Origin of the sequence: Vibrio atlanticus (genome assembly GCF_024347315.1) — a bacterium.
Classification (GTDB): domain Bacteria; phylum Pseudomonadota; class Gammaproteobacteria; order Enterobacterales; family Vibrionaceae; genus Vibrio; species Vibrio atlanticus.
In genome coordinates, this window is record NZ_AP025460.1 from 2,741,223 (window position 1) to 2,753,361 (window position 12,139).

The 12,139-nt window shown below is 43.2% G+C and carries 10 protein-coding genes; 5 read left to right on the plus strand and 5 right to left on the minus strand.

Annotation, left to right across the window (positions count from 1 at the left end; genetic code table 11):
• Nucleotides 1–120 precede the first annotated feature (120 nt).
• Nucleotides 121–291: a Flp family type IVb pilin gene (locus tag OCV30_RS12210; protein ID WP_012604678.1), complete on the minus strand. Its 171-nt coding sequence runs from the start codon at nucleotides 289–291 to the stop codon at nucleotides 121–123.
• 193 nt (nucleotides 292–484) lie between these two features.
• On the opposite strand from OCV30_RS12210, the gene OCV30_RS12215 reads away from it, so the two are divergent.
• Nucleotides 485–1,234, plus strand: coding sequence for a helix-turn-helix domain-containing protein (locus OCV30_RS12215; protein ID WP_065678104.1), 750 nt, complete (start codon nucleotides 485–487; stop codon nucleotides 1,232–1,234).
• Nucleotides 1,235–1,324: 90 nt separating this feature from the next.
• A complete protein-coding gene (locus tag OCV30_RS12220) occupies nucleotides 1,325–3,013 on the plus strand; it encodes an AMP-binding protein (RefSeq protein WP_065678103.1) in 1,689 nt (562 codons plus the stop codon).
• A 90-nt stretch (nucleotides 3,014–3,103) separates the two neighbouring features.
• Here OCV30_RS12220 and OCV30_RS12225 read toward each other — a convergent pair whose 3' ends face one another.
• Nucleotides 3,104–3,310: a DUF1127 domain-containing protein gene (locus tag OCV30_RS12225; protein ID WP_012604682.1), complete on the minus strand. Its 207-nt coding sequence runs from the start codon at nucleotides 3,308–3,310 to the stop codon at nucleotides 3,104–3,106.
• 103 nt (nucleotides 3,311–3,413) lie between these two features.
• On the opposite strand from OCV30_RS12225, the gene OCV30_RS12230 reads away from it, so the two are divergent.
• Together OCV30_RS12230 and OCV30_RS12235 are read left to right on the plus strand one after the other, a co-directional pair.
• The gene (locus OCV30_RS12230; RefSeq protein WP_065678102.1) at nucleotides 3,414–4,364 is read left to right on the plus strand and encodes a LysR substrate-binding domain-containing protein; all 951 of its coding nucleotides are present in this window, start codon (nucleotides 3,414–3,416) and stop codon (nucleotides 4,362–4,364) included.
• A 45-nt stretch (nucleotides 4,365–4,409) separates the two neighbouring features.
• Nucleotides 4,410–4,622, plus strand: a complete 213-nt coding sequence (locus OCV30_RS12235) for a VF530 family protein (protein WP_012604684.1) — start codon at nucleotides 4,410–4,412, stop codon at nucleotides 4,620–4,622.
• A gap of 203 nt (nucleotides 4,623–4,825) precedes the next feature.
• Here the strand turns inward: OCV30_RS12235 and fusA are convergent, their stop codons facing one another.
• Complete coding sequence (fusA, locus tag OCV30_RS12240; RefSeq protein ID WP_009847514.1) at nucleotides 4,826–6,913, minus strand: elongation factor G; 2,088 nt, start codon at nucleotides 6,911–6,913, stop codon at nucleotides 4,826–4,828.
• Nucleotides 6,914–7,147: 234 nt separating this feature from the next.
• Complete coding sequence (gene radA / locus OCV30_RS12245) at nucleotides 7,148–8,527, minus strand: DNA repair protein RadA (RefSeq protein ID WP_009847515.1); 1,380 nt, start codon at nucleotides 8,525–8,527, stop codon at nucleotides 7,148–7,150.
• A 161-nt stretch (nucleotides 8,528–8,688) separates the two neighbouring features.
• Between radA and OCV30_RS12250 the strand changes: the two genes are divergently transcribed.
• The gene (locus OCV30_RS12250) at nucleotides 8,689–11,037 is read left to right on the plus strand and encodes a PilZ domain-containing protein (protein WP_017096670.1); all 2,349 of its coding nucleotides are present in this window, start codon (nucleotides 8,689–8,691) and stop codon (nucleotides 11,035–11,037) included.
• 104 nt (nucleotides 11,038–11,141) lie between these two features.
• Here the strand turns inward: OCV30_RS12250 and serB are convergent, their stop codons facing one another.
• Nucleotides 11,142–12,122 (minus strand): phosphoserine phosphatase, encoded by a 981-nt coding sequence (gene serB, locus OCV30_RS12255; protein WP_009847517.1) that lies wholly within the window; start codon nucleotides 12,120–12,122, stop codon nucleotides 11,142–11,144.
• Nucleotides 12,123–12,139: the final 17 nt, after the last annotated feature.

Sequence of the window (12,139 nt, forward strand, 5' to 3'; positions counted from 1 at the left end):
TAGCCATTCCAGAAAAAATTAGCCCGACAAAAATTATGAGCGAGGCAGCACCAATGACATACTCAATAGTCGTTAACCCCTTTTGCTTTCTCACTCTCCGATCAACCATGGCAGTAATCATTAAATACTGTTAATGATGTTATTAAGCTTAGCGGATAGGGCTGCCCCAAAACCAGTAAATATAGTGGTCAAGCCTAATACCAGTAACGCTGCACCAATTACATACTCGATAACAGTCAACCCTTCTTCATCTTTCATGAATTCTTTACAATTATTCAAAAACTTATCCATGAGAACCTCTCCTTGATTTACGTATCAGGCTTTGTTTGCCTGTAAAGTAAATCTAGAGGTGAGAGATATATTTGGTTAGGATTTTTTTGCCATTTACTTGCACTTTTTTGTGGTACTTCTAATCTAAATATAAAGCTTCATTAATTAGCCACTTTTAGACTAAAAGAGAATATGAAATGCATTGGGTATCTGTATGAAAATAGTAACCCCGTTATTATCGGATCAAGAGAGTGATTTCAACTCCGTTATTATTAATAAAATAAGTCACTATTTCTCTATTGCAAATTTCAAACAAGACATATCTATAATCAGTAACTTAGACGTCAGACTGGTATTTTTCATTTTGAATACCCCTGATAAAATCCAACTACTTACCATGGCTTTATCTATTTGCGAAAATTTGAACAAAAGAATTGTTATTATTTGCTCTGACCCGTTACCTAATATCGTTCGAAATCATAAAAATATATTTTTCATCATAGAAACAAACAGTAATCATCTGACCAGTCAATTCGAAGATCTTAAGGCTAAGACACAGCATATGTTCGAGTCCCACTTCGATATCGACAGAGACACAAACAACAACAACCAGCTTCCTGTAAAAGCCTTCACATCCGAAGTCGTTAACTTTGTGATGGACAACATCAACAAAGAAATCAGAGAAATAGAGATCGCCGAAAAATGTCACTGTTCAACCACCTATTTTTCTAAGAAGTTTCATCTACACTTTGGAGTAAGCTTTAGAGACTTCGTGTGCGATAAACGTATTCTACTTGCCAAAAAGTTAATCGAAGCAGATACCGAATCAAAAATTGCTGTCATTGCCTATCAATGTGGATACAAGGATGTGTCATATTTCTCGAGAATTTTTAAGAAACGGACTGGAGTAACGCCTGCAAGTTACAGGCGAGCCTGCACAGATAACGGAAAACAAAGAACATAAACGCTAATTTTACTCCCTAAAAGAAAAAATCATGGTACATTTAACATGATTTTAACAAAAATAACTTAGCGAAAAACATGGAGTTAGACAATGATTCAGCCTAACGAGTTTAGCCAAGAACAAGCAACAGCTCTCCCTACACCCAATGACATGATTTTAAAATGGGCAGAAGAACGCCCAGATGAAGTCTACTTAAAGCAAATTATTAACCGCCAATTTGTTGAGTTTACTTATAAAGAAGTGGCCGACAAAGCACTGAAACTGGCGTCAGCATTAGAAGGACTCGGAGCCCAACCCGGTGATCGAGTCGCTCTCGTATCGAAAAACTGTGCAGAGTGGTTTATCTGCGATCTTGCCATGATGTTAGGAGATTTTGTCAGCGTCCCAATCTTTCCAACAGCGGGTGCCGATACCATACAGTACTGTATTGAACACAGTGAAAGTAAAATTGTGATTGCGGGTAAACTCGACGATCCTAAGGCCACTCAAAAAGTACTGGATGACAATCCAAACTTGGCGAGTATCTCACTTCCCTACGATAGCGCAGCGAAGTGCCAACATACTTTCGAACAACTCATCGATACCCATGACCCCTCAACCAAGCGTCCTCAGCATCACGATGATAAAGTAATGTCGCTTGTTTATACGTCGGGTACATCAGGGCTACCAAAAGGCGCGATGCTCACATACGGTGCCTTTACGTGGTCAGTTCAACGGTTGATCGATCATATTGGTATCCAACCCGGCGATCGCTTGTTCTCTTATCTACCGCTTGCCCATATTACAGAACGCGTTTACATCTTTGGCTCATCGGTAATGGGCGGTATAGTCACTGCTTTCCCGGAGTCTTTAGATACCTTTATTGATGATGTGAAAATGCATCGCCCTACTCTATTTATTTCAGTTCCTCGTTTATGGACTCTGTTCCAGCAACGAATCCAAGATAAGCTTCCGCAGAAGAAACTGAATTTCTTACTTAAGATTCCGTTTATCAACAACATCATTAAGAAGAAACTGGCTGATGGCCTAGGGTTAGATCAAGCCCGCGTTTTGGGATGTGGTTCTGCACCTGTATCACCGGCTCTACTCGCATGGTATGAGAGTGTTGGCCTACACATTACCGAGGCTTGGGGAATGACTGAGTCTTTCGCCTACAGCACGATTAATCACCCGTTTAGAGCCGACAAAATTGGTACTGTGGGTAATGCTGGTCCGGGCATCGAACTCAAAATTGCAGAAGATGAAGAGATTTTGGTTCGAAGCAAAGGTATGTTCTCTGGTTATTACAAAAATGACATAGCCACCCAAGAGTCTTTTAACTCTGAGGGATGGCTTCATACTGGCGATATTGGTGATATCGACAGCGAGGGCTACCTAACGATCCGGGGACGTAAAAAAGACACCTTTAAAACTGCGAAAGGTAAGTTTGTGGCTCCAGTGCCAATCGAAAACAAACTGTTTGAATACAGCCGCGTAGAAATGATGTGTTTGATCGGCTTAGGCTTACCTGGTCCTATCCTACTCGTGGTACCGCATGACTTCCCTAATTTTGATCGGGCTCGTTATGAAAGAACAAGTAAACGTGTCATTGAAAAAATGAACCAACAGTTAGCCTCGCATGAGAAGATCAAAGGGGTACTGATGATTAAGGAACCGTGGAGCATCGACAACGGTGTACTTACCCCTACTCTCAAGATAAAGCGACATATCCTTGAGCAGAAATACCATGAAATCGGTCATAACTGGCCAAAAGATAAATTGGTGGTTTGGGAAGAGTAATCAAAACCGAGAGGGAGCCATTACGGCTCCTTTTTTAGCACCAAAGCGCTCAACCTTAGGTCAGTTACTGCCTCACCTAACACACTCCACTCACTCCCAAAACGATTTCTTCAGTTCCTTATCAACTTGTTCCTGTGTAATCCCGACATCTCTCAACAAATATTCTGGTAACTCAGACAGCTGCTTTCTGGTTCTACGATTCTGAAGATAACGCTCAAAGTTAGAATAGAATTTCTTAATTGATAACGATGATAAGAATGATTGGTTAGCCCTTGATGTCGCTGTTATCGTGTTCATAGCCTATCTCCTGTTGATTTTTCGCTTTATCATGGTCAATAATCAACCAATAGATAAATATCGACAAACGATAGATACTGACATTCGGTTAAGGAAAACTAATGTGAGAGAACGAACCCCACCTTTCCAAGGGATCTACTATTTTTATACTGCGGCTGAAACAGGCAGTTTTAAACTCGCGGCTGAAAAGCTGTTCGTCACGGCAGCTGCCGTCAGCCAACAAATTCGTCAACTTGAAGAGTGGCTAGGTGCAGACTTGTTTATTCGTCAGCACCGAAAAATAGTACTCACTCACGAAGGTGATGTGCTTTACCTGCAAGCTAAGAAAGGCTTTGCTCATATTCAAGATGGGGTAAGACGAATAAACCAAGACCCCAATCCTACTCAACTGTCTATTTCAACCGTACCATCATTTGCTCAACACTGGTTGGTGCCTAGAATTGGAGACTTTCGCGATCGTCACCCTGATCTATCCATGTTGATTGAACCGACCAACAAGCTGGTGACGTTTGAAGATTCTAATGTCGATGTCTGCGTTCGATATGGTCATGGTAATTATCCAAACATTGAATCACGTTGGTTAATGGACGAAGTGGTTTACCCTGTCTGCCACCCTATCTACCAAGAGAAGCATGGTATTTATGACATCGACGATCTACACAAAGCAGAGCTAATTGAAGACCGATGGCCAGATATGGATTGGAATCTATGGCTAGACATTGTAGGAGCGAAGGCAGGACGCTCATCACTGCAATTTGATGGCTCGCATTTTGTTTTAGAAGGTGCATTATCCGTACAAGGCGTTGCTCTTGTGAAGCACAGTTTGGTCTATCGGTATTTGCAGGAAAAGAAACTCGTTCGAATCGGTAACTTAGCACTCAAGCCTAAATACAATTACTTCTTATGTGCCCCTGCTGGCTACTTTCATCGAGAAAAGATAAAGCGTTTTGAGGCTTGGATGCAAAATCAGGTTCAGTTGTTTGGGAATAGAGGTCGAGAAGAACTAACTATTATAGAGACAGATTACCAGCTTAAATGGTCTGATAATTCATAAAGCGAAACTGGTATACTTAGCTCAAATAAATGGCGAGAACATCTCATGACACAAGACAATAATCCACTTCACGGTATCACTCTACAGAAGCTACTGACTGAATTGGTTGAACATTACGGTTGGGAAGAGTTGAGTTACATGGTGAACATCAACTGCTTTAAAAAAGACCCGAGCATTAAATCGAGCTTAAAATTTTTGCGTAAAACAGATTGGGCACGCACCAAAGTAGAGCAGATTTACATCGACTTAAAGCGTTAGTCTCTCCCTGCTTTATCAGTCCCGTGTTGAATAAATACGGGACAACCACTGTGTCTACTTTTTAGGGGCTACATCAGCACCTCGCACCTCGCACCTCGCACCTCGCACCTCGCACCTCGCACCTCGCGGTATATTACAAACAATAAAAAGCCCCGCAAGCTTTCACTTGCGGGGCTTTTTTAGCTAATTTAGAAAAGGGCTAATTACTTACCAGCTTCTTTTTCTGCTTTAACTTTTGCAATCACTTCGTCAGCAACGTTAGTTGGACATGGTGCGTATTGTGCGAATTCCATAGAGAATTGGCCACGACCAGAAGTGATAGTACGTAGGTGACCGATGTAGCCGAACATCTCAGAAAGAGGTACGTCAGCTTTAATACGAACACCAGTAACGCCAGCTTGTTGATCTTTGATCATGCCACGACGACGGTTAAGGTCACCGATAACATCACCAACGTGATCGTCTGGAGTGAACACGTCAACGTTCATGATAGGCTCAAGAAGTTGCGCGCCAGCTTTAGGCATAGATTGACGGAATGCGCCTTTCGCTGCGATTTCAAATGCGATAGCAGATGAATCGACTGCGTGGAAACCACCATCGAAAAGTTCAACTTCAACGTCTAGCGTAGGGAAGCCAGCTAGTACGCCGTTATCCATCATGCCAGCAAAGCCTTTCTCAACTGCAGGCCAGAATTCTTTAGGAACGTTACCGCCCACAACTACTGAGTTGAACTTGAAGCCAGAACCTGCTTCACCAGGTTTGATACGGTAATCGATCTTACCGAATTGACCAGAACCACCAGACTGTTTCTTATGCGTGTAGCTATCTTCAATTGCTTGAGTGATAGTTTCACGGTAAGCAACTTGAGGAGCACCAACTGTTAGGTCAACGCCGTAAGTACGCTTAAGGATATCTACCTTGATGTCTAGGTGAAGCTCACCCATACCTTTAAGGATAGTTTCGCCAGTTTCTTCGTCAGTCTCAACTTGGAAAGATGGATCTTCTGCAACCATTTTACCGATCGCGATACCCATTTTCTCAGAACCGCCTTTATCTTTTGGAGATACAGCGATAGAGATTACTGGAGTTGGGAAAACCATTGGCTCAAGCGTTACTTGGTCTTTTGGATCACATAGAGTGTGACCAGTTTGCACGTTCTTCATACCAACGATCGCAATGATGTCACCAGCTTGTGCGCTAGTTAGTTCGTTACGGTCATCAGCTTGCATCTCAACCATACGGCCAACACGCTCAGTTTTACCTGTGAATGAGTTAAGGATCGTGTCACCTTTGTTCAATTTACCAGAGTAAATACGAACGAAAGTTAGAGCACCGAAACGGTCATCCATGATTTTGAACGCAAGCGCTTTGAAAGTTTCTTCAGTAGAAACGATAGCGTGGTTGCCTGTTTCTTCGCCGTTCTCATCCATTAGAGGTTGAGGATCAACTTCAGTTGGAGAAGGTAGGTAATCTACTACAGCATCAAGGATAACTTGCATGCCTTTGTTCTTGAACGCAGAACCACAGAACGTAGGGAAGAATGCGATATCACGAGTACCTTTACGGATACAACGTTTGATATCTTCGATAGAAGGCTCTTCACCTTCCATGTAAGCTTCCATTAGGTCATCGTCTTGCTCTACAGCAGTTTCGATTAGCTCTTCACGGTATTGCTCAACGTCATCAACCATGTCCGCAGGAACATCAGTGATTTCGTAGTTTTCAGGAAGACCAGTGTCATCCCAAACGTATGCTTTACGGCTTAGAAGGTCTACAACACCCACGAATTCATCTTCGCGGCCGATTGGTAGAACCATAACTAGAGGAGTTGCACCTAGAACGTTTTTAACTTGGTCAACAACGTTGTAGAAATCTGCACCCATACGGTCTAGTTTGTTAACGAAGATCAGACGAGATACTTCTGATTCGTTAGCGTAGCGCCAGTTAGTTTCTGATTGTGGTTCAACACCACCAGAACCACAGAATACACCGATACCGCCATCAAGTACTTTAAGAGAACGGTATACTTCAACTGTGAAGTCAACGTGTCCAGGAGTATCGATAACGTTTAGACGGTGACCGTTCCAGAAACAGCTTACAGCTGCTGATTGGATAGTAATTCCGCGCTCAGCTTCCTGTTCCATGAAGTCAGTAGTTGATTCGCCATCATGTACTTCACCAGTCTTGTGGATCTGACCAGTTAGCTTAAGGATACGCTCAGTGGTAGTTGTTTTACCCGCATCAACGTGCGCGAAAATACCAATGTTTCTGTATTTCGATAAATCTGCCATTGTCTTACTCTGTTAATAGGATATAAAATGCGCGCAGAGTATATCACAATCTGTGAGGACTGATAGCTTTGCATGCATTTGGGACTAAAAAACTTTGCCTTTTTCTAACATATAGAAAAAGGCAATCTGAAGAAACAATCTAAATGATTGTTAAGTTTAGTGCTAACTTAAAGCGAAAATAGCGTTTAAGTTAGACTGAATTTCTGCTGTATAGAGTAGCTGAAGTGAGCTCAATTACAACTCATCAAAAGCATTAATTGCTTCCGATAATTTTTTCACACCGTGGATCTGCATTCCTGGAATGCCACCTTTAGGCATGTTAGCCGCTGGTACAATGGCTCTCTTGAAGCCGTGTTTAAACGCCTCATTTAAGCGCTCTTGACCGCTCGGTACAGGTCGAATCTCACCAGCAAGGCCTACTTCGCCAAAAACCACCACATCTTTTGGCAATGCGCGGTCTCTGAAACTCGAAAGTAAAGCCATTACCAATGCAAGATCGGCACTGGTTTCGGTTACTTTAACACCACCAACGACATTCACAAACACATCTTGGTCAGCCATTTGTAAGCCGCCGTGTTTATGCAGCACGGCTAGTAACAATGACAGTCGATTTTGCTCGAGACCAACAGCGACACGACGCGGGTTAGCCAGCTGCGAATAATCCACCAGCGCTTGGATTTCAACAAGAAGTGGACGCGTTCCTTCCCAAACTACCATCACTGAACTGCCTGAGGTTTCTTCTTCACCACGAGACAGAAAAATAGCCGATGGATTGCTAACTTCTTTTAGCCCTTGCCCTGTCATAGCAAACACACCTAGCTCATTCACTGCACCAAAACGGTTCTTGTGGCTGCGCAAGGTTCTAAAACGACTGTCCGTTCCGCCATCTAACAGCACAGAGCAGTCAATAATGTGTTCAAGTACTTTTGGTCCCGCTAAGGTACCGTCTTTAGTTACGTGTCCCACTAGGAATACGGCAACGTTGTTCTGTTTCGCATAGCGCGTTAATGCGGTTGCCGATTCACGCACCTGAGCAACACTACCTGGAGACGATTGAACATCAGCGACATGCATAACTTGGATTGAATCGATAACCATGATCTTAGGCTGCTCTCTTTCTGCAACCTGACAGATTTTATCAACATTGGTTTCAGAGAGCATTTTGAGATGCTCTTTTGGTAACCCTAATCGAGATGCTCGCATCGCAACTTGTTGAAGAGATTCTTCGCCAGTGACATAAAGTGTCGGTAACTGGGAAGAAAGCTGACACATAGTCTGCAATAACAGCGTTGATTTACCGGCACCAGGGTTACCACCAATAAGAATCGCAGCGCCAGGTACAACACCACCACCAAGTACACGATCAAGCTCTTTGAAGCCACTACTAAAGCGCGGGACCTCTTGCAAGTCGATTTCCGATAGCGTTTGAACCGAAGATTCAGTTGCACCACCAGCGTAACCACTTAGTCGTTCATTGCGCGCGACCTGAGGTGAAGCGGCTAACCTAACTTCTGTAATCGTGTTCCAAGCACCACATGCATTGCACTGCCCTTGCCAACGTGGAAAGTCAGCACCACAGTCATTACACACATAAGCTCGCTTTGCCTTAGCCATAAAACCTCAATAATTTGCTTAGTAACGGGTAAATGTTGCTATTTTGTGACCCCGTTGACCGTACAGGTGAAAATAAAAGTTGCAGTAGGGCCACGAATACCTAAAGATCAAATACAACTCGTCGATAACAATAACGCACCATCCATTCTAACAAGAAAAGTATGCAGCAATCTGAAATTCTATCTGTAGCAGAACGACTTATTCCGGCCTACCATGCCGAAGATTTCGAATTCCTTCTTTCTCAAATGACAGAAGGCGAATCACCGTCTCTAAAACTGCTCGTTAAAATGGAACTGAATCGTATCATGGCTCCGTGCACAAAGAGCATTGATTTACGCGGGCGTATTGATAATGAATGTCATCAATTCACGCTAGACGAGCGTAAACATTGGCTTGATGACATAGCTTTGAACGCGTATCAACGTGGTACTAAAAAATTTAAAGGTTATACCGAGGGCGTGTGGGAGTTAGTGATGACACCTCGCATTCAACCTCTTCGTAATATTGTTAAAACATCCTCTCAAGATGACCACGATATCACTAACGCTGATAGCCCCTATGAAGCAGAAGCCATTAACCTCGGTTACGATTTAAAACGCAAAGAAAACAGGCTCAAGATTAGCTCACAGGTTGAAATCACCACGCCTAAAGGACAAAGCCTACATGGTGTGACGGTTGATATTTCTCCGTCAGGTGCAAAGTTCAAGGTACCAAGAGCGTTTAAATACAACCTAGGGGAAATCATCAGTGTTAAATTCACTGAGCTTGTTGAAAAGTCGCTAGAGGCCGATGTTAATGAGGCGGTTGAATTTCGTATTCTGGGCATTGATGAATCCTACGAGAACAATGCAGTCAAATTTTTAAGATGCATGAGAATCAGCGATACAACGAGTGTGGCTCGTTTACTCGATGAATCTCTAAATAGTGTCAGCAAGAAAACCAGCCATGAGAATCAAGATAGGCTCATTCGAACGCGAACTCGCGGTATTGAACACACCTATCTAAAGTACACCTGTAATCTCCCTCTATTCTTCAGTGGTAGTGAGTTGAAGCTCGCGCTGCTCACGGATAACAATCATCCCCAATGGCAATACTGGCATGATGAGCGTAACCAACAGGCTCTGGGTACTTTGTTCAACGAACAACGTATGAACTTACTCGCTAAGCCTGGCGTGAAGGGAACCAGTAACGTTATCTACTCTTTTACCCATGAACATAAAAATAAGACCTTGTTCTACTCGATGATGCTGCCTGAAGCTTCTCGTGAAGAGAGGCAACTGTTCTGGCACATCGGCGGTAAACGTAAAAGTTGGAAGGCGTTCAAATTCTCGGTTTTCGAATTATCCGACTCTGAGCGACAAGCCTTAGCTGAGCATTCAGATACGCTTGCTCAAAGCTCAGCGCAACTGACTCATTGCGGTATCTTGCAAGAGATCGGTGATCACGAAAGTGCTGCCGATTATCTATTAAGTGAAAAACCACGCATTCCAAGCAGTGATCTTAATCGCTTTCGTCATCCGCGAACGGTGGTGGGGAACATTCAAAGTATCTACTTTGATTCCCAAAGTCGTCGTAAAGAACCGAGATATAGCTTTAAATCACCAATTCAACTCACATCACAAGATAGCCCAACAATAAACGGACACACTGTAGACATATCAAAACGTGGCCTAAGCATTACCCTTGAACACCCAATGGTACTCAAGATTGATGATCCGGTTGTGGTGAATTTCAATGAACTGCAACTCTATGATAAAAACTTGCCATTAAGCACAGTGCCTTACCATGTAATTCGTGTAAGCCCGAACGGTTGCAACGTTCAATTGGTTATCACCGAGAATGCAAAAACAATGCGCACCATCGCCTTCCTTAATGGGCTTATCGATCAGAACCAAAGTAAGCTAAATAAGAAGCAAGAAATACTGCCCACCGATTCACTGCTTAAATCACTGCACACTGTTTTGCTTAACAAAATGGTCAGTAATCCAATTTTCATTGATAAGCCGGGCTCAACGTTGCGTTGTAAGCTCATTGGTGTGAACTTCCCGCTGAACAAGCATCTAGCGTTACTCGCTAAACTTGGGCACAACCAAAAGTTTTCACTAGAACCGATTTTCAAAGGTCATTCTAATTCACTATTAGCTGAGCCACTGAAAAGAATTGAAGGTGCAGAGCCAAAACATCATGACGTATACATTGCTGCGATAAAGTTTGGTAACAAGATTCAATCTGTACATACGAAGTTGGTGAAAGACTTTGCATCTACAAAAGAACGTATTTCGTTCATTAAGAAAGCACAAGATCTGGGTGATGTGTATGTACTGCGAGTCACTACCGCCCCTATCTTTAATCCATTAACAAGTTTGTTCCAATCAGACTTAGCCGAGCTTTCGCGCATCAGTATGCACCAAGCGAAGAAGTTAGAGAGTGAGGTCACCGCTTTTATTGGTTATGGTGAGATAGAAGACATTACCGATGAAGTATTGATTCGACTAGAACTCTCGCACTAAATAACCAGATCAACTTACCGGTTTGTCGACTTATCGGATTTAAAAGTAGAAAAAGCAGGCTTATCGCCTGCTTTTTTGTATCCGTTATACCGCCCTAAATATGACTAAGGCTTCGCTTGCCAGCTGATTTTTTGCTGCTTAGCTAATACACCTGACAAGATACAAAGCACCCCACCTAAGCCAGCATAACGCACAGCAGTTTGTGCCTGTTGTTCAACTTTCGGTTTTGCATGGTAAGCAATCCCTAAACCAGCAGAACCCATCATAACCAAGTCATTGGCACCATCACCCACGGCAACGGTGTTATGCAGTTCCAGTTCATACTCTTCAGCAAGTTCTACCAAGATATCCGCTTTGGTCTGTGCGGAAACAACATCGCCTAATACTTCACCCGTCAATTTACCATTGACGATCTCTAGCGTGTTTGACTGAGCGTGGTCAAGATCAAGCGTATCTTTCAGGTAGTCTGAGAAATAAGTAAAACCACCCGATGCAATCGCCGTCTTCCAGCCAAGTTTATTCAGAGTATTCACTAGCTCAACCAAGTCTGGCATGAATGGTAATGACTGGCGCACTTGCTCCAGTATCGACTCATCCGCACCTTTCAGTGCCCCAACGCGTTGGCGTAGGCTCTGTTCAAAGTCGAGCTCGCCTTGCATCGCACGCTCTGTGATTTCAGAAACTAACTCTCCGACTCCTGCGAGCTTTGCTATCTCATCGATGCATTCAATTTGGATTGCTGTGGAGTCCATATCCATCACGATCAAACCTGGCTTAGATAAGTCTGGGACCTCGCTAAGGCAAGCATAATCAAGCTTCAGTGCTTGTAAAATTTCTTCGTGTGCAGGGGTTAAGTTCCCTGACATCAGTGCCACTTCATAATGTCCCACCTTCCACGTATTGAGGATGGTGTTGTAGGTACCAGTGAAAAAGTCGATGTCATCGAATGATTGTGGAGATAGGTACTCACCGAACACAATCCAATTGGCTTTAGATTTAGCGAGTTGAGAAGCGAAACGTGTCTCGGGGAGTCGGGTTAATAATGTCGTATGCCTTTTAATCGGCAGATATTTCTGAGCGTCCATGTGTATGATTCCTAATT